This window comes from Caballeronia sp. ATUFL_M2_KS44, from assembly GCF_023630965.1.
GTDB lineage: Bacteria > Pseudomonadota > Gammaproteobacteria > Burkholderiales > Burkholderiaceae > Caballeronia > Caballeronia concitans.
This window is the reverse complement of sequence record NZ_JALQEA010000051.1, coordinates 37,756-54,503: the sequence shown is the minus strand read 5'-3', so window position 1 is coordinate 54,503 and position 16,748 is coordinate 37,756. Positions and strand designations below refer to the sequence as shown.

Here is a 16,748-nt window from a genome sequence, read left to right as displayed (position 1 = left end):
TGCGACCTGCGTTACTGCGCCTGACCGGAGCCGAGATCGGCGCCGGTGGTCGGATCGCTCGCCGGGTCCGACGCGGTGCGCGTCGCGAGGGCTTGCAGCGCTTCGACTTCGGTCTGCGTGACCTGCACGCTCGCGGTGCCGTCGCCGCCATCGACTGCCGGCTGCGGGTCCGCGACGAATTCCCAGTCGCCGCCTTCGTTCCACGGGCCGCGCATGTCGTCGCCCTTCGACATGTTGAAGTACACGCTCGTGAACTCCGGCTTGCCCGGCAGCTTGCCTTGCGGGAAGTTCGGCTGGATGGAATGCAGCGCCTTCTCGAACGACTTCTGGTGCGCGATTTCACGCGTCATCAGAAAGCCGAGCGCATCCTTGATGCCGGCGTCATCGGTCACGTTGATGAGCCGCTCGTACACGATCTTCGCGCGCGATTCCGCCGCGATGTTCGAGCGCAAATCGGCCGTCGGGTCGCCGATGGTATCGATATAGGCCGACGTCCACGGCACCCCGGCGGAATTCGTGAGCGGTGCGCCCGAGCCGTACAGAATGGACGTGGTGTGCGAATCGTTGCCGTTCTGCGTGATGGTGCGATACAACTCCGCTTCCTCTTCCACGGCTTCGGCAAGCGTGCCCTTCGCGCCCTTGTTCAGCATGGCGACGATGCTGCCGATGATTTCCAGATGACTCAACTCTTCCGTGGCGATATCGAAGAGCAGGTCCTTGCGGCCTGCATCGTCTTCGGTGACGGCCTGCGTGAAGTAACGCATGGCAGCGGCGAGTTCGCCTTGAGGACCGCCGAACTGCTCCAGCATCAGGTTGGCGAGTCCGGGGTTCGGCGCAGCCACGCGGACCGTATATTGCAGGCGTTTGTTATGTACGAACATATCAACGGCTCCATTTTTTAGGGACGAACGTTTCCTTGCGACGCTCATGCGCGCAATGATCGGGTTTGCTCTCTTGTGTCTCGCAGCGACCGCGCGCGAAGCGCAATGCGTTGCGCACGATCGTCGTGCTGCGAGCCTCAGCGCGTATGAACCGTGCTGGCGTGATGCGGCCGAGAAACGCCGCGTGTGGAATGAGTCTGTCCGTCGTTTGCCTCGGAGCGCCTGAACGGGCAGACGCTTCGCTTTCAGCAACGCACGTGCCACCGTGCACCGCGTGGATATGGCGCACCTGGTCCACCAAATGTCGAACGCGGTCGCCCTGGCGTGCATCGATGCTCTGTACCTATCCCTCGCAATCGATGTGCCGCGAAGGAAGCATCGTTATCCGTACTAATGCGCTGAATCAAGGATCGAAAAGGGAATGTCGATTGCTCCGCGCCATTCGAATATGACGGAGACACGCGAATGAAATCGACATCCAATGACCTAATATTGCGAGCGATCTGCTCCGGCAGCACGGCGGGAATGACATCGGCGATGGCGGCGGCGGCGGGCGCATCGGCGTCGGGCCGTCGTCCTTATGCGGCGTTGAACGCGGTCACGCATTGCCTGTGGCCTAAGCGCGCGCTGCGCGAAGAAGACTTGAGCGCGAAGTACACCGGCATCGGCGCGGGCATTCATCTTGGCAGCGCGGTCTTCTGGGGCGTGTTGTTCGAAGCGCTGTGCGGCAAGCGTCCGCGCGCGGGAACGATTGCCGCCGCCGCCGCGACGACGGCCGCGGTCGCGTATGTCGTGGACTATCACGTGGTGCCCGATCGCCTCACGCCGGGATTCGAGGCGCATCTGTCGAAGCAGTCGCTCGCGCTGACGTACCTCGCGCTGGGCGCGGGCTTCGCGGTGGCCGCGCTCGCTCGCGCGCAATCGCACCGCTTGCGCTGACTATCCGCCTATGCCGATAGCGGCGTGAGCGGCGATCCATGCGTCGAGACGCGCGGTATCGTCGGCGTTCGCCTGAAGGCCGAGCTTGGTTCGCCGCCAGAGCATGTCGTCGGCGGTTTGCGCCCACTCGTGTTCGATGAGATAGCTCGCCTCCGCTTCGTAAAACCCCGGCGCGAGCAGCGCCCCGAGCGCATCCATCGAGCCGATGCCGTCCAGCATGATGTCCGCGCGCAGCCCATATGCGCGCGCATAACGCTGCGCCAGTTCGCGCGGCAAATACGGATGACGCTCGCGAAACCCCTTCAAAAAGCGCGCGAAGTCCGCATCGGGCATCTCGCCGCCCGGAAGCGGTGCGGCGTGCGTCCATGCGGGCGCGGTGATCGCAAGCGCCCCCGCGAGCTGTTCCACCGCTTCTTCCGCGAGCCGCCGATACGTCGTGATCTTGCCGCCGAACACGGTCAATAGCGGCGCGCGCGTGGTATCGAGTTGAAGCTGATAGTCGCGCGTGGCCGATGCCGCATCGTCCGCGCCGTCCGCGAGCAAAGGACGCACGCCCGCGTACGACCACACTACATCGCCGGGCGCGACAGGCTTGCGGAAGTATCGATTCACCGCCGCGCAAAGATAGCCGATCTCCTCGCGCGTGATGCGCACATCCGAAAGCGGCCCTTCGTAATCCACATCCGTCGTGCCGATGAGCGTGTAATCGCGCTGCCATGGAATGGCGAAGATGATGCGGCGGTCGTCGTTCTGAAGGATATACGCGTGGTCATGATCGAACAGCTTTCGCGTGACGATATGACTGCCCTTCACGAGCCGCATCGCGCGTGCGGTGGCATCTGCTTCGCCGGTTGCGAGCGCATTGACCCACGGCCCGGCCGCATTGACGAGCGCGCGTGCGCTGACTTCTTGCCGATGCCCCGCCGCATCGGCGAGCGTCACACGCCATTCGTGCTCGCCTCGCGATGCCGAAACGAAGCGCATGCGCGTTGCGATTCGCGCACCGCGTTCATGCGCGCCGAGCGCGTTGAGCACGACGAGGCGTGCGTCGTCGACGGCGGCATCGGAATAAATGAAGCCGCGCGTGATCGAATCGACGAGCGGCGCGCCCGCGAAATGCGTGCGCAAGTTCACGCTGCGCGAGCCTTCGAGCACGGCGCGGCGGCTCAGGTGATCGTAGAGAAAGAGGCCCGCGCGGATCATCCATGCGGGCCGCAGCTCCGGCACGTGCGGCATGACGAAGCGCAGCGGCGCGATCAGATGCGGCGCCACCGACAACAGCACTTCGCGCTCCTGCAGCGCCTTTCTCACGAGCCCGAACTCGCGATACTCCAGATAACGCAGGCCGCCGTGAATGAGCTTCGTGCTCGCGGACGACGTGTGTTGCGCGAGATCGTCCTGTTCGACGAGCATCACGCGTGCGCCGCGTCCCGCGAGATCGCGCGCGATGCCCGTTCCGTTGATGCCGCCGCCCACCACGAGAACGTCGTAATCGACGTGTGCCGCCCGCTCGGTCATGCTTTCCCCCGCATTTCGCATGGTTTTGGCGTTATAGGTGCGTCTGCACGTTTTCGCAACGCGTCTGAAATTTCGTGCAACCCAGACTATAAAGCGATCCGGCGAGCATGATGTAATGGCGTTTCCCCTGTCTTCGAGATTCCCGCGTATGCCGAGCCCCGTGTTCAAGGACGAAGCGAGCCAGTTCGCCGCCGCCGTGCAGGTCGCGAAGATGTACTACTACCAGGACATGACGACCGAAGCGATCGCGCAGGACATGAAGCTCTCGCGTTCGAAGGTGTCGCGGCTGCTCGGCATCGCGCATGCGAACGGTCTCGTGGAGATACGCATCAACGATCCGAGCGAGCGTTCGAAAAGCGTGGAAATGGAACTGACGCAGCGCTTCCGGCTGCACGCGGCGCGCGTGGTGCCGGTGCCGGAAGCGGCCGGCGAAGCGGAATGGCTGCGGCGCGTGGCGATGTTCACCGCGAGCTATCTGAACACCGTCGTCGATTCGAACATGGTCGTGGGCATCGCATGGGGCACGACGATGGCGGCGGTATCGGACCATCTGATTCCGAAATCGACCGCGAACGTGGACATCGTGCAACTGAACGGCGCGGGCAACGCGCAAGGCGTGACGAGCACGTTCAGCAGCAATCTCATCATGCGCTTCGCGATGAACTTCGACGCGCGGCCGCATCCGTTTCATGTGCCCGCGTTCTTCGACTATGCCGAGACCAAGCGCGCGTTGTGGCGCGAACGCAGCGTGCGGCAGATTCTCGATCTGCAAAGCCGCGCCGACATCATGCTGTGCAGCGTCGGCGTGATGTCGCCGCATATGACGAGCCACGTTTATAGCGGCGGCTTTCTGGAGAAGAGCGAACTCGAATCGCTGCGCCGCGATGAAGTGGTCGGCGATATCGCCACTGTGTTCTTTCGCGCGGACGGCACGTATCGCGATATCGCGCTCAATCGCCGCGCGAGCGGCCCGGACCTCGGTCTCTTGCGGCGCGCGAAGCACACGCTGTGCGTGGTGTCGGGGCGGCGCAAGGTGGAAGGCGTGCGCGGCGCGCTGCGTGGCGGCTTCATCAAGGAACTCATCATCGACGAACCCACCGCGCGTGCATTGCTTGCGGCGGAACGCGAACCGGTGTCATCGAGCGGGCGCAGAATCGGCAAACCGGCCTGAGACCTTCAAAGGAAACATCATGCTCATTGCACAGATCAGCGATCTTCACATCAAACGTCCCGGCAAGCTCGCGTATGGCCGTGTGGATACGGCGGCGTATCTCACGCGATGCATCGCGCAGTTGAACGCGCTCGATCCGCGGCCGGATGCCGTGCTCATCACAGGCGATCTCGTCGATTTCGGCGATGCCGAGGAATACGCGTATCTGCGAACGTTGCTCGCGCCGCTCGAACTTCCGTATTACCTATGCGTCGGCAATCACGATGGCCGCGATGCGTTGCGCGAAGTGTTCGCCGATCACGCGTATCTGCAGGAGCATCCGCGCTTCGCGCAGTATGCATTCGAGCTGGGCGCGCTGCGCGTGGTGGTCGCGGATACGCAAGATCCGCCGCACGGTGGAGGCCGCCTGTGCGACGAACGTCTCGAGTGGATCGCGCGGACGCTCGCCGATGGCGATGCGCGCCCCACGCTGCTCGCGATGCATCATCCGCCGTTCGCATGCGGCATCGAGCATATGGATGCGCAGCGTCTCGCGCCCGATGACGCCGCGAAGCTCGCGGCCATCGTCAAGAAGCATCCGGAGATCGAGCGCGTGCTGTGCGGGCATGTGCATCGCGCGATTCAGAGGCGCTTCGCGGGCACGATTGCGAGCGTGTGTCCCGCGCCCGCGCATCAGGTCGCGCTCGACTTGCGGGCGAACGGTCCATCGCGCTTCGTGATGGAGCCGCCCGCGTTCCTGCTGCATCGCTACGTGGAAGGCGAGGGCGTGGTGACGCACACGGCGTACATCGGCGATTCCGGCGGCACGTATCCGTTCTACGACGCCGACCACGCGCTCATCGACTAAACGGGACGATGCCGCACCGCCGCGCCACGCGCGGCGTTGGTATCGCCTGCGCTTTCTAGCGCGTTCAGTTCTTCGAGGCTCATGTTGCGCGTCTCGGGCGCGAGCCACACGGAGATGAGCAAGCCCGCGAGCGCGATGCCGAAGAAGAACCACAGCGCCGCGCTCGCGCCCCACCACGCGACGAAGTTCGGGAACACGAGCACGCCCATGATCGAACCGATGCGGCTCACGGACGTCGCCAGCCCCGATGCGCCCGCGCGCACGTTCGTCGGAAACAGTTCGGTCGGATAGACGAAGTTGAGAATGCCGCCGCCCGAATTGGCGAACAGCACCGCGCAACTGAACAGCACGATGAGAAACGCGAACGTCGGTTTCGAGTTCAGCGCGAGCACGAGCAGCGCCGCCGACAGTCCCGCGAACGACGTGATGAGCAAGGGGCGGCGGCCCCAGCGATCGACCAGATTCATGCCGATGATCGCGCCGATCATGCCGAGAATCGCGATGAGTCCCGAACCGACGATAGTCAGCACGCGCGAGCCGTGCGAGAACGGCGAGATGATGGTGGGCGCGTACATCGAAATGCCGTAGTAAGCCGTCGCGTAGCAGAACCAGAAGCCGAGCACGAAGAGCGTGCGTCGAAGCATCGGCTTCGAGAAGAGTTCGGCGAGGCTGCCTTTCGCTTGCACTTCGCGTTGCATCGGGATGCGTTCGCCCGTTACCGCGAGCATGACCGCTTCGGCTTCGTCGTGTCGTCCCTTCGATTGCAGCCAGCGCGGCGATTCGGGCAGCGTCATGCGAAACACGAACACGACCAGCGCGAACACCGCGCCCACGCCCAGCATGTAGCGCCATGCGTTCTCGCCCAGCGGCAGGCACGCGAGTCCGACGACATACGCGGCCACCGCGCCCACGAACCACATCGCCGCGAGAGAGGTGCCGTGCTGCCCGCGCTTGTGGCGCGAACTGAATTCGGCGACGAGCGTGGCCGAGATCGGATAGTCCGCGCCGATGCCCACGCCGAGCAGAAAGCGAAATGCGATAAGCTGCCACGCGTTCTGCGACACGGCCGTCAGGAGCGCGAACAGCACGAACGCGAGCAGGTCGATGGCGTACATCGCCTTGCGGCCGAAGCGGTCGGTGAGCCGCCCGAGCCACACGGCGCCGACGAACGAACCGATGATCGCCGACGACACCACGAGGCTTTGCGTGCCCGCGCCGAGTTGCCATTGCTTGATGACCGAAGGCAGCGCGACCGCGACGATGGTCAGGTCGAAGCCGTCCAGAAAGGTGCCGCCGGCTGAAAGCAAGGTGACCTTGCGCTGGAATCGCCGGACCTGTTGCGAATCGAGTTGATCGAAGCTCATTCGAATTCTCCCGCGCATGGGCGCATCGTTTTTTATAGTGGCTTTTGCACATCGTTGCAAAGGAGATGCGCGGATGTGCAATGCTTCGCGCCTTTCCTTCCTTCGTCTTTGCGACGCGGCATGGCGCTGGCTAGGGCAGTCGGGAAGGGAAGATTCGCGGCAGCGCGAGTGTGCCGCCGCACGATGTCAATTCGATGATAGGCGCCGCATCAGTGAGTGGCGCCAACCGTTTCCATACGACGATGAGAGAAAGGGCCACCATCATTTGCACCCGCGACGAGAAGATCCTGCTCGTCACGCGCAGGCGTTCGCGCTGGGCGTTGCCCGGCGGAACCATCCGCAGAAGGGAGACGCCTGAGGAAGCGGCGCGCCGCGAACTCGAGGAAGAGACAGGTCTCGTCGTAAGCGAATTGAAGTATCTGTTTCTGTTCGGCGGCATCAACAAGCATCACCACGTGTTCGGCGTGAACATCGCGCGGGACGCGAAGCCGGAGCCGCGCAACGAGATCGCGCGATGCGACTGGTTCAAGGCCGCGCATATCGCGACGCTGGCGACGAGCGTGCCGACGCGGGAGATCGTCGCGCTGGCGCGCACGCCGGCGGGCCGCGCGGAAGACGTCGCAATCGACTGGGCCGCAATCGACGCGCTCGTCTGACGCGCGGAAATCCGGCGAAGAGGAACGATGGATGCTTAGAGCATGGCGCATCCCTCATTTCCCTTACATCGGAACCGCCATGCGCATCAAACTGAAGCCTCTGCGTGAACAGACCATCGTGCTGACCGGCGCGACGAGCGGCATCGGGCTCGCCACCGCGCGCCTTGCGGCCAAGGCGGGCGCGCGGCTCATGCTCGTGTCGCGTGACGAAGGCGCGCTTTCATCGCTCGCGGAAGAGCTGACGAAAGAGGGTGGCCCGGACGTCGGCTACACGGTGGCGGATGTCGGCGACGAAAGCCAGTTGCAGGCCGTGGCCGACGCCGCCATCCAGCGCTTCGGCGGCTTCGATACGTGGATCAACAACGCGGGCGTCTCGGTGTACGGACGCATCGTCGATGTCACGCTGGAAGACCAGCGCAAGCTCTTCGATACCAACTACTGGGGCGTCGTGAACGGATCGCGCATTGCGGCGAAGCATCTGCGCGAACGTGGCGGCGCGCTCATCAATCTGGGCAGCGAATTGTCGGATGTGGCCGTGCCGCTGCAAGGCCCGTATGTCGCGTCGAAGCATGCGGTGAAGGGCTTCACCGATTCGCTGCGTCTCGAACTGAAGGACGAAGGCGCGCCCGTTTCGGTGACGCTGATCAAGCCTGCGGGCATCGACACGATGTTCGTCGAGCATGCGAAGAACTATCTCGATCGGGAGCCGAAGCTGCCGCAGCCGGTGTATGCGCCCGATGTCGTCGCGAAGGCGATCCTTCATGCGGCCACGCATTCCGAACGCGATATCTACGTGGGCGGGGCATCGCGTGCGATGTCCGGTTTCGGTCAGCGCGCGCCGCGTCTTTACGATGCCATCGCCAGCAAGATCGGCATCAGGATTCAACTGAAGAAGGAACCGCGACAAAGCGGCGATGCGCTCTACGAAGCCTCCGGCACGCTGCGGGAGCGTTCGGGCCGCAATGGTCCGGTGCGCGAGACGAGTCTCTATACCAACGCGCGCCTCCAGCCCGCGGGCGCACGCGCCGCGTTGACGGGCGTGGCCGCAGTGATGCTCGTGATGGCCGCGCGGCATTACGTTCGCCTCGCGCGCGACGCGGCCTGAAGCCTTCGCCATATCGATCAGGAATCCATCATGCACAGGATGAACCGCTGTCTTGCCGCCGTCACGCTCGCCTTGCTGACGCAAACGGGCTTCGCCCAGAACATGCCTGACGATGCAACCGCCTACGCGCATCGGGGCAATGCGAAGCTGCAACTCGTCGCGCGTTTCGAGCATCAGGTCACGGGCGTGACGGTATCGCCCGATGGCCGCACCTTCGTCAACTTCCCGCGCTGGACCGAGGACGCGCCGATCTCCGTCGCCGAACTCGGTGCGAACGGCGACGTGCGTCCGTATCCCGATGCCGACTGGAACGCGTGGCGCAACGCGCGCCGCGATGAACTGTCGCCGGCGGATCACTTCGTGTGCGTGCAATCCGTCGTCGCGGACAAGCAGGGCAATCTCTGGGTGCTAGATCCGGGCGCGCCCGCGCAGTCGCTCGTCGTGCCCGGCGCGCCGAAGCTCGTGCAGATCGATCTCGCGACGAACCACGTCGCGCATGTCTTCGCGTTCGACGAAAGCATCGCGCCGCAAGGCAGTTACCTGAACGATCTGCGCCTGAGCCCGGACGGACGCTTCATCTATATGACCGATTCCGGCGTGCGCGGCGCGCTCGTCGTGATCGACAGGACGACGGGCGTCGCGCGGCGCGTACTCGACGGCGATCCCAGCACGCAGGCGGACAAGACCGTCACCGTGAAAGTCGATGGCAAGCCGCTGCGTCAGACCGACGGGCGCGGCGTGAATTTCTCGGCGGACGGCATCGCGCTGACGCCCGACGGGCGCTATCTGTACTGGCAGGCGGTGAAGGGCAAGACGCTGTATCGCATTCCGACCGATGCGCTGCAGAACGCGCAACTGAGCGCGCAGCAAGTATCGGCGCGCGTGGAGACGGTTGGCATGGACGGTCCCGCCGATGGGCTTCTCTTCGACGAGCGCGGCAGGCTGTATGTGTCGTCGGTGGAGCATCACGCGGTGCGCGTGCGCGACGGCGACCGCTACTTCACGCTGCTGCGCGATCCGCAACTGCGCTGGCCCGACACGTTCACGCAAGGACCGGACGGCACCGTGTACGTGACCGATTCGCGCATCCCCGACATGAGCTGGTTCAAGCCCGACGATCCTATCGCGCTGCCGACATCGCTCTACGCCATCCGCCGCCGATAACGAGGTCACAGACCGAACGGAAACGTCTCGGGCGTTTCCGGCGCCTCCGCCGAGTCTTGCGACGCGGGCATCGCCTTGACGGCGCGCGTCGTGTCGAACCACACGAAGGCGTCGAACTGGGCGGGCAGTTCGGCCTGCGCGTAGTGGCTGTACAACTCCGTGTCCGGCCGATAAATCACGCCGATGAAGCGCTCCAGCCGCTCTTCGGCGAGCGCGTCGCGCAACGCATCGTCGATGCCGGGACGCAAATCGACCATGCACCGGTTCACGCCCGCGAGATGGAACTGCTGCTCGTAGCTGTCCGCGCGCGATGGCCGCACGTTCATCACCTGCATCGGCGCGTCCCAGTCGCTGGCCGCCGCGACCGTGCCCGCGTGCGTGCCGAAGCCGATCAGCGCGGCGTCGTCGCCGAAGCGTTCGCGGCAGAGCTGGCCGACGTTCAACTCGTCGCGCACGCGGCCCATTTCCGTCGCGGAGGCATCGCCGAGATGCGAGTTGTGCGCCCACACGACGGCGCGCGCGTCCGCGCCCCAGGCATCGAGCAGGCTCGTGAGCGTGTCGAACATATGCGTGTCGCGCAGGTTCCAGCTTTCGGCCGAGCCGCCATACATCGCGCGATAGTACTGCTCCGCCGACGCCACGAGCCGCGCGTTGTGCGTGGCGTCGAAGAGGCCGGGATCGGCGGCGGGCGAGGCGAGGCGCTTGTCGAGCAGATCGCGCAACTGAGCGATCACGGCCTTCTCGCACTTGCCGAAGCCCGCCTGCCACGCGGCGCGGCCGTACACCGCCGGGTTCTTCTGCCACGGCGTGAGACAGCCGTATCGCTCGCGGGCGATGCGCGCGGCGTCCGGATCCTGCTCGTCCAGATACGCGAGCACGGCGGCGATGGATTCCGACAGGCTGTACAGATCGAGGCCATGGAACGCGGCGCGGCGCTCGTCGGGCAGCGCGGCGTTGTGCGCGCGCATCCACGCGACGAACGCGCCGAATTCGGCGTTGCGCCACATCCATTGCGGAAAGCGCTGGAATGGCCGCGCATCGGGCCGCGCGCGGGGCCGGTGCCGCACGTGTTCGTCGATGATCGCGGCGTCCGGCCAGTCCGCTTCCACCGCGACGAAGCGAAACCCGTGTTCCTCGATGAGCCGCCGCGTGATGGCCGCGCGCGCTTCGTAAAACTCGGCGGTGCCGTGGCTCGCTTCGCCGAGGAGCACGACGCGCTTTTGCGCGAAGCGGTCGAATGCGTGCGCGAAATCCGGCGCGCTCGGCTCGGGCAGACGCACGGCGGCCGCGCGAATCCGCTCGGGCAATGAACGGGCCGCTGCGTTCGGTTCGGCATGCGGCATCGATGGCGCGGTGGGCCGAATGTCCGGCTCCTCTTCCCAGCCCGCCGCGCCGATCAGCGGCACGAACATCACGGAGCCGAGATCTTCCTGCTCGAACTCGTGTTTCCCGGTGCGCACGAACTTGACGAGGCGCTGGGCTTCGCGCGCATCGCCGACCGGCATTACGAGCCGACCGCCTATCTTCAATTGTTCGCGCCACGCCGAAGGCACATACGGGCCGCCCGCGGCGGCGAGGATCGCATCGAATGGCGCATGCTGCGGCAGGCCTTCGGTGCCGTCCGCATGATGAACGGCGACATTCGCGACGCCCTGCGCTTCGAGCGTGGCGCGGGCGGAATCGGCGAGTTCGCGGTGACGTTCCACCGATTCCACGCGCGCGCCGATGCACGCCATCACCGCCGCCGCGTAGCCCGAGCCGGTGCCGATGTCCAGCACGCGGTCGCCCGGCTGCACGTCGGCGGCTTCGAGCATCAGCGCGACGATGTACGGCTGCGAGATGGTCTGATTCGCGGCGATCGGCAGCGGATTGTCGTCGTAGGCGAATTCGGCGAGCGCGGAATCGACGAACGCGTGGCGCGGCACCTTCGCCATGCAGTCGAGCACGCGCGCGTTCGCGATGCCCCGGCCTTTCAACTGGCGCTCGATCATCCTGCTGCGCGCATCCTCGAACCGGTCCATCGCCGCTCCTTTCTTCGCATTTCCGCTGTCTGGCAGGGCCAGCAAGCGACGGACCCAGGTTCGACGTTTGCTCGACATGCAACATGTAAGCCGTGGAGAGAGTCTTTATGTCGCCGATGCCGCTCATCCTCGAATGGCCGGATGTGTGCATCCGCATCGTGCTTGCCGTCGTGGCGGGCGTGCTGATCGGATTGAACCGGGGCGAGTCGGGCAAAGTCGCCGGCTTGCGCACGACGCTGCTCGTCTGCCTGGCCGCGTGTCTCGCGATGCTGCAAGTCAATGCACTTCTTGCGCAGTCCGGCAAGACCGCGCAGTCGCTGGTCGAACTCGATCTGATGCGTCTGCCGCTCGGCATTCTGTCGGGCGTCGGGTTCATCGGCGCGGGCGCGATTCTGCGCAAGGAAGGTCTCGTGCTCGGCGTGACGACGGCGGCGACGCTGTGGTTCGTGACGGTCGTCGGCCTGTGCTTCGGCGGCGGGCAACTGGCGCTGGGCGGCATCGGGCTCGCGCTCGGCATCGTCGTGCTGTGGTTCATGAAAGCCGTCGAAATGCGCATTCCGCGCGACCGGCAGGCCGAACTGAAGATCGTCTACGAGCGCGGGCCGTTCTCGATGGAAACGCTCGCCGAGTCGATGCGCGCGTACGGTTGCAGCCTCGCCGCGATCGCGGGATCGGCGGGGGCGAACGGGAATCGCGTGGAAGAGCGGTTCAAGGTGAAATGGCGTGCCGCGCCGAACTCGCTGGACGTGCCGCCTTTCGTCGAAGCGGCGTCGGTGGCGGGCGTGGAAACGGTGGAGTGGTCGATCACGCGGTGACGGCGCGCCTCTCCATGCGATGAAATGCATTACGCTTCTAGCCGCCCGCCTTTCATCGCTTCGAAGGAGACCACGCATGAAGAAGCTCATCAACACGCCCGCGCGCGTCGTGCGCGACATGCTCGAAGGCATGGCCAGGCAAGCGCCGCACGTCGCCATTCTCGGCGATGAAAACGTGCTCGTTTCGCGCCCGCAGAGCGAAGCCGCCGACCGGCCCGTCGCGATCATCTCGGGCGGCGGCAGCGGCCACGAACCCGCGCACGGCGGATACGTCGGCGCGGGCATGCTCGCCGCAGCCGTGTGCGGCGAAGTGTTCACGTCGCCATCGACCGATGCGGTGCTCGCCGCGATCCGCGCGACGGCCGGCCCGCGCGGCGCCGTGCTCATCGTGAAGAACTACACGGGCGATCGCCTCAATTTCGGGCTGGCCGCCGAACTCGCGCGGGCCGAAGGCATTCCGGTGGAAGTGGTGATCGTGGCCGACGACGTCGCGTTGCGCAAACACGCGGATCGCAGCCAGCGGCGCGGCATCGCGGGAACGGTGCTCGTGCACAAGATCACGGGCGCGGCGTCGGCGCGCGGCATGGCGCTCGACGACGTCGCGCGCATCGCGCGGCACGCGGCGGCGAGTCTCGGCACGATGGGCGTGGCGCTCGACGGCTGCACGCTGCCCGGCGCTGACCGTTCGGGCTTCACGCTTGCCGACGATGAAATCGAACTCGGCTTGGGCATTCACGGCGAGAAGGGCGTCGAGCGCACCGCGCCGCTCGCCGCCGATGCGCTGACGGACGTGCTGATCGAAAACATCGTCGACGATTCCGCGCTCAAGCATGGCGAACGCGTCGCGCTGCTCGTGAACGGCCTCGGCGCGACGCCGCAGATGGAACTCGACATCGTCATGCGCGCGGCCTTCGAGAATCTCGCGCAACGCGGCATTCGCGTGGAGCGCGCGTGGTCCGGCACGCTGCTGTCGGCGCTCAATATGCCCGGCTGTTCCATCTCGCTGCTGCGCGTGGACGATTCCACGCTCGATCTGCTCGATGCCCCGACCGATGCCCGCGCCTGGCCCGGCGGCGGCGCGGTGAACGCGGATATCCGCATCGATGCGCCGGTGCCGCAGCCGCAAGCGAGCGCGCGCGTGGAAAGCGAGTCCGCGCATGATTGGGCGCGACGGATCAGGCTCGCGCTGAACGGTGTCGCGGATGCGCTGATCGCGAGCGAATCGCAGCTTACCGATCTCGACACGCAAGCGGGCGACGGCGATCTCGGCATCAGCATGACGCGCGCGGCGCACGCGATCCGCGACGTTCCGGATGCCGCGCTCTCGACGCCCGCCGAAGCGCTCGCCGCGCTCGGGACCGCGTTGCGGCGGGCGATCGCGGGCAGCTCCGGGCCGTTCTATGCAACGGCGCTGATGCGCGCATCGCGTCATCTCGCGGGCATCGACCATCCTTCGGCGAAAGACTGGGCCGCCGCGTTCGCGCATGCGGTGCAGGCTATCGGCGATCTGGGGGGCGCGAAGGCCGGCGATCGCACGATGCTCGATGCGTTGCTGCCGGCCGCATCCGCGTTCGAGGAAGCGGTGAGCGCGGGCCGTTCAGCCGATGACGCCTGGGGCCAAGCTGTCGCCGCCGCGCAGAAAGGCGCGCAGGGGACGGCTAGCATGACGCCGCGCGCCGGACGCGCGAGCTATCTCGGCGCGCGGGCCGTCGGCATTGCGGATGGCGGCGCGGTCGCGGTGGCGTGCTGGCTTGCCGCGCTGACGCCGCATCTGCACGGCTGATGCGCGGCTGATGCACGCCGTGCGGTAAAAAGTGCGCGCCGGCGCGGGACTCAGGCAGCCGGCGCGCAGTCCCTACCGCGTTCGCCTCAAGACGCGCGCGCATATGCCGTTAACTCGCCCATGCGAAGACCTCATCGAAAATGAACAAGGCAAGCGAGTGCGCGTCGATCTTCTTACCCTTTATTTACTTGCGATCGGAACGCTTCTCGCCAGCTCCGGGATGACGCTTTGGGAGCATCGGTCGCATCCCGGGCGCAGCCGTCAACTGAAGATTCTGGCTGCGGGATACGCGACGCTCGCGCTCGGCTGCGCGGCAGCGGCCATGCGCGGCGACTTGCCCGGCGCGTGGGGTGCCGCGTTGAGCAATCTCGTCATCGTCAGCGGCTATCTGCTGACGCTGCATGGCGTCGCGTCGCTGAATGGACGGCAGCATCGGCGCGTGTCCATCGGCATTCTCGTGGTGCTCGCGATGACGTGGGCGCTCGGCGGCGCGCGCTGGCTCGATCTCATCTGGGCGTATGCGAGCGCGGTGCCGATTGCGATCGCGTGCGGAATGACGTCGCTCGAACTGCTGCGTAACGACGGCAGCGCGGGCCAGCAATCGAGGCGCATTGCCGCGATCGTCTCGGGCGGTCATGCGCTGTTCTATGCGGCGCGCGCGTTCGTTCTGCCGTGGATGGTCACGTGGTTCGGGCAAGGCGTGCTCATTGTCGTCGGCAAGATCACGATGTACGAGGGCGTGCTGTATTCGGTCGTGTTGCCGATGACGCTGCTCCGGCTCGTGCGCGACGAAGCCCATGGCCAGCTCGTGCGTGAATCGAATACGGATTATCTGACGGGCGTCGGCAACCGCCGATGGTTCTTCGAGGAAGGCGCGCGGATGGTGCTGGAGCGAGGGGCATCGCGGCCGGTGGCGGTGCTTGCCATCGATCTCGATCAGTTCAAGACCATCAACGACCGGTACGGGCATCAGGCCGGCGACGACGTGCTCAAGTCATTCTCGGCGATCGCGCGAAACGTGCTCGGGCCGCATGCTGTTCTTGCGCGCATCGGCGGGGAAGAGTTCGCGGCGGTGCTTCCCGATCATGACGGCATTCGCGCGCGAGCGGCGGGCGAATCCATCGTTCGCCGTTTTGCCGGGGCGACTGCGCATGGCGCGGATGCGGTCGCGATTCGCGCGACGGTGAGCATGGGACTCGCGGTGTCGGGCAATGAGGCGCCTACGCTCGTGCAACTGCTGGCATCGGCGGATGAGGCGCTGTATCGCGCGAAGTCGCTTGGCGGCAATCGGCTCGAATGTGCATCGCGTGCACGTGGCGATTGTGTCGCGACGCATGATGCGCGTGTCGAGGAAGCGCATCGCTAGGGCGCACGCTTTTTCTTTCGCTTCGATCCGTCCGATCGTTCGTCGAGCGCATTGTCGGCGGAATCTGTCTGGCCGTATTCGGCGAGCAATTGCTTGCGCGCGCGATGGTAATACTCGTCTGCACGATCCGGCTGCCGGCCGTCCGCTTCCCACATGTAATACGCGAGCGTGCGAATGCGCTGCTCGAGCAGTTCGCCCTCCATCGGGACTTCCGCCAGGGTGTCGGGCTTGCTGGGGGTGTCGGGCATTTCTCGTCGATCCTTGAAGTTTCGAATGTGGGTTTTCGCCTGCGGACAGGTGCATTCGTCATGCCACATCTTTGCGCGCGCTTCGCTTGCTCGTTTTTCGCTCGGTTGATTCGCTCAGTTGATTCGCTCAGTTGATTCGCGGGTCATCGTACTCGGGAATGCAATGGGCGTTTTTTTATGCCTTCGCGCGTGGTCGGGCCTTTCATTCGTGTTTCTTTTTTTTCGCGTCGGTCTATTAGCACGCCCCTCCCCGGGGGCGGGGGTCACTTTCTTTGCTGCTGCAAAGAAAGTAACCAAAGAAAGCAGCTTCTTGGCCCGAAGCACTGAATGTCTAGTCACTTCGTAGACCCACGTTGGCACTCAGCTTGACACAACCCTGAATCACCTTCCGCGCCCACTGAGCGCCACGTCATGCGAGCCCCCCGGCTCGACAACACCCTTCGGGCACCACCGCTCACGCTTCAAAAAAGCCATTCCACGCCGCAACCACAAACCACAAACCACAAACCACAAACCACAAACACAAACCACAAACCGCAAGGCGCAAGGCGCGAGCAGCGCGTTTGGAAACATGTCAGAGGCGAAGTTTACGTGCGGGGGTGTTGACGAGTAGGTTTTGCGGTAGTTTGGGATGTAGCGTGGTGGGTTGAGGGCTGATGGTTTTGTCGAGCCGAGGGGCTCGCATGGGGTGGCGCTCAGCGGGCGCGGAAGGTGATTCAAGGTTGATTCAAGCTGAGTGCCAATCTGGTTCTACGGAGTGATTAGACAGTCAGTGCTTCGGGCCAGAAAAGCTGCTTTCTTTGGTTACTTTCTTTGCAGCAGCAAAGAAAGTGACCCCCGCCCCGGGGAGGGGCGAGCTAATAGACCGAC

14 protein-coding genes are annotated in these 16,748 nt (G+C 65.2%); 9 read left to right on the top strand and 5 right to left on the bottom strand.

Translation table 11 applies throughout. From position 1 onward, the window contains the following. Nucleotides 1-11 precede the first annotated feature (11 nt). On the bottom strand, nt 12-881 hold the full coding sequence (locus tag NCR39_RS20930; protein WP_250454000.1) for a manganese catalase family protein: 870 nt from the start codon (nt 879-881) through the stop codon (nt 12-14). A 465-nt stretch (nt 882-1,346) separates the two neighbouring features. On the opposite strand from NCR39_RS20930, the gene NCR39_RS20925 reads away from it, so the two are divergent. After that, on the top strand, nt 1,347-1,820 hold the full coding sequence (locus NCR39_RS20925) for a hypothetical protein (RefSeq protein WP_250453999.1): 474 nt from the start codon (nt 1,347-1,349) through the stop codon (nt 1,818-1,820). On the opposite strand, the gene glpD is transcribed toward NCR39_RS20925, so the two are convergent. Then, nucleotides 1,821-3,338 carry a glycerol-3-phosphate dehydrogenase gene (glpD, locus tag NCR39_RS20920; protein WP_250453998.1) on the bottom strand — a complete coding sequence of 506 codons (1,518 nt, stop codon included), beginning with the start codon at nt 3,336-3,338 and terminating at the stop codon, nt 1,821-1,823. It lies immediately after the preceding gene. Between the two features lie 148 nt (nt 3,339-3,486). On the opposite strand from glpD, the gene NCR39_RS20915 reads away from it, so the two are divergent. Beyond that, the gene (locus tag NCR39_RS20915; protein ID WP_250453997.1) at nt 3,487-4,509 is read left to right on the top strand and encodes a sugar-binding transcriptional regulator; all 1,023 of its coding nucleotides are present in this window, start codon (nt 3,487-3,489) and stop codon (nt 4,507-4,509) included. Between the two features lie 19 nt (nt 4,510-4,528). Then, nucleotides 4,529-5,356 carry a phosphodiesterase gene (locus tag NCR39_RS20910; RefSeq protein ID WP_250453996.1) on the top strand — a complete coding sequence of 276 codons (828 nt, stop codon included), beginning with the start codon at nt 4,529-4,531 and terminating at the stop codon, nt 5,354-5,356. On the opposite strand, the gene NCR39_RS20905 is transcribed toward NCR39_RS20910, so the two are convergent. Beyond that, a complete protein-coding gene (locus tag NCR39_RS20905) occupies nt 5,353-6,720 on the bottom strand; it encodes an MFS transporter (protein ID WP_250453995.1) in 1,368 nt (455 codons plus the stop codon). The two genes, NCR39_RS20910 and NCR39_RS20905, sit on opposite strands and share 4 nt — an antisense overlap. Nucleotides 6,721-6,962: 242 nt before the next feature. On the opposite strand from NCR39_RS20905, the gene NCR39_RS20900 reads away from it, so the two are divergent. The 3 genes from NCR39_RS20900 to NCR39_RS20890 all read left to right on the top strand — a co-directional run bounded on the left by NCR39_RS20900 (nt 6,963) and on the right by NCR39_RS20890 (nt 9,645). Then, nucleotides 6,963-7,376 (top strand): NUDIX domain-containing protein, encoded by a 414-nt coding sequence (locus tag NCR39_RS20900; protein WP_250453994.1) that lies wholly within the window; start codon nt 6,963-6,965, stop codon nt 7,374-7,376. 79 nt (nt 7,377-7,455) lie between these two features. Beyond that, entirely contained in the window at nt 7,456-8,481 is a 1,026-nt protein-coding gene (locus NCR39_RS20895) for an SDR family oxidoreductase (protein WP_250453993.1), read from the top strand. Nucleotides 8,482-8,583: 102 nt separating this feature from the next. Further along, nucleotides 8,584-9,645, top strand: a complete 1,062-nt coding sequence (locus tag NCR39_RS20890) for an L-dopachrome tautomerase-related protein (RefSeq protein ID WP_250454363.1) — start codon at nt 8,584-8,586, stop codon at nt 9,643-9,645. 5 nt (nt 9,646-9,650) lie between these two features. On the opposite strand, the gene NCR39_RS20885 is transcribed toward NCR39_RS20890, so the two are convergent. Then, complete coding sequence (locus NCR39_RS20885; protein ID WP_250453992.1) at nt 9,651-11,666, bottom strand: protein-L-isoaspartate(D-aspartate) O-methyltransferase; 2,016 nt, start codon at nt 11,664-11,666, stop codon at nt 9,651-9,653. A 107-nt stretch (nt 11,667-11,773) separates the two neighbouring features. Here NCR39_RS20885 and NCR39_RS20880 point away from each other — a divergent pair, with 107 nt between their 5' ends. The 3 genes from NCR39_RS20880 to NCR39_RS20870 all read left to right on the top strand — a co-directional run bounded on the left by NCR39_RS20880 (nt 11,774) and on the right by NCR39_RS20870 (nt 15,630). Beyond that, a complete protein-coding gene (locus NCR39_RS20880; RefSeq protein ID WP_250453991.1) occupies nt 11,774-12,481 on the top strand; it encodes an MgtC/SapB family protein in 708 nt (235 codons plus the stop codon). A gap of 76 nt (nt 12,482-12,557) precedes the next feature. Beyond that, nucleotides 12,558-14,264, top strand: a complete 1,707-nt coding sequence (locus NCR39_RS20875; RefSeq protein WP_250453990.1) for a dihydroxyacetone kinase family protein — start codon at nt 12,558-12,560, stop codon at nt 14,262-14,264. Between the two features lie 157 nt (nt 14,265-14,421). Beyond that, nucleotides 14,422-15,630 carry a GGDEF domain-containing protein gene (locus NCR39_RS20870; RefSeq protein ID WP_250453989.1) on the top strand — a complete coding sequence of 403 codons (1,209 nt, stop codon included), beginning with the start codon at nt 14,422-14,424 and terminating at the stop codon, nt 15,628-15,630. On the opposite strand, the gene NCR39_RS20865 is transcribed toward NCR39_RS20870, so the two are convergent. Then, nucleotides 15,627-15,878 carry a DUF2934 domain-containing protein gene (locus tag NCR39_RS20865; RefSeq protein WP_250453988.1) on the bottom strand — a complete coding sequence of 84 codons (252 nt, stop codon included), beginning with the start codon at nt 15,876-15,878 and terminating at the stop codon, nt 15,627-15,629. The two genes, NCR39_RS20870 and NCR39_RS20865, sit on opposite strands and share 4 nt — an antisense overlap. Nucleotides 15,879-16,748: the final 870 nt, after the last annotated feature.

Coding starts and splice junctions, on each gene's coding strand:
- NCR39_RS20875 (WP_250453990.1), top strand. CDS start 12,558: ATGAAGAAGCTCATCAACACGCCCGCGCGCGTCGTGCGCGACATGCTC.
- NCR39_RS20930 (WP_250454000.1), bottom strand. CDS start 881: ATGTTCGTACATAACAAACGCCTGCAATATACGGTCCGCGTGGCTGCG.
- NCR39_RS20925 (WP_250453999.1), top strand. CDS start 1,347: ATGAAATCGACATCCAATGACCTAATATTGCGAGCGATCTGCTCCGGC.
- NCR39_RS20880 (WP_250453991.1), top strand. CDS start 11,774: ATGTCGCCGATGCCGCTCATCCTCGAATGGCCGGATGTGTGCATCCGC.
- glpD (WP_250453998.1), bottom strand. CDS start 3,338: ATGACCGAGCGGGCGGCACACGTCGATTACGACGTTCTCGTGGTGGGC.
- NCR39_RS20900 (WP_250453994.1), top strand. CDS start 6,963: ATGAGAGAAAGGGCCACCATCATTTGCACCCGCGACGAGAAGATCCTG.
- NCR39_RS20865 (WP_250453988.1), bottom strand. CDS start 15,878: ATGCCCGACACCCCCAGCAAGCCCGACACCCTGGCGGAAGTCCCGATG.
- NCR39_RS20910 (WP_250453996.1), top strand. CDS start 4,529: ATGCTCATTGCACAGATCAGCGATCTTCACATCAAACGTCCCGGCAAG.
- NCR39_RS20895 (WP_250453993.1), top strand. CDS start 7,456: ATGCGCATCAAACTGAAGCCTCTGCGTGAACAGACCATCGTGCTGACC.
- NCR39_RS20890 (WP_250454363.1), top strand. CDS start 8,584: ATGCCTGACGATGCAACCGCCTACGCGCATCGGGGCAATGCGAAGCTG.
- NCR39_RS20905 (WP_250453995.1), bottom strand. CDS start 6,720: ATGAGCTTCGATCAACTCGATTCGCAACAGGTCCGGCGATTCCAGCGC.
- NCR39_RS20885 (WP_250453992.1), bottom strand. CDS start 11,666: ATGGACCGGTTCGAGGATGCGCGCAGCAGGATGATCGAGCGCCAGTTG.
- NCR39_RS20915 (WP_250453997.1), top strand. CDS start 3,487: ATGCCGAGCCCCGTGTTCAAGGACGAAGCGAGCCAGTTCGCCGCCGCC.